This is a genomic window from Mesorhizobium sp. M4B.F.Ca.ET.203.01.1.1, assembly GCF_004791025.1.
Taxonomy (GTDB): Bacteria; Pseudomonadota; Alphaproteobacteria; order Rhizobiales; family Rhizobiaceae; genus Mesorhizobium; species Mesorhizobium abyssinicae.
This window is the reverse complement of the sequence record NZ_SRUO01000135.1, coordinates 1-355: the sequence shown is the minus strand read 5'-3', so window position 1 is coordinate 355 and position 355 is coordinate 1. Positions and strand designations below refer to the sequence as shown.

Sequence of the window (355 nt, the reverse complement as noted above, 5' to 3'; positions counted from 1 at the left end):
TTGCGGTGGTCAGCGGCGGCCACGACTGGCGCGAGAACGGGCTGTCCTCGAACCCGGCGATGGACAGGTCGTAGGGCACGTTCATGCCGGCCGCCTTGGCAGCGGCCAGAACGCCGGCGGCGATTTCGTCGTTGGAACCGAAGATGGCGGTGGGCGGCTCGCGCAGCGCCAGCAGGCGGCGCGCTCCCCGGAAACCGTCGTCGAAGGTGTAATCGCCCTGCACCACCAGGTGCTTGTCCACGGTCATGCCGTAGTCCTTCAGCGCGGCTTCGTAACCGGCATAGCGTTCGCCCGAAGAGCGATGCGAACTGCCCCCCCACAGGAAGCCGATGCGCTGGTGGCCCAGCTGGATCAG

General features: G+C 67.9%; 1 protein-coding gene. It reads right to left on the bottom strand.

All coding sequences use genetic code 11. The annotated features are described in order from the left end of the window. Positions 1-355: substrate-binding domain-containing protein (locus EN846_RS33995; protein ID WP_189587200.1), on the bottom strand; the 355-nt coding region annotated here is incomplete at both ends.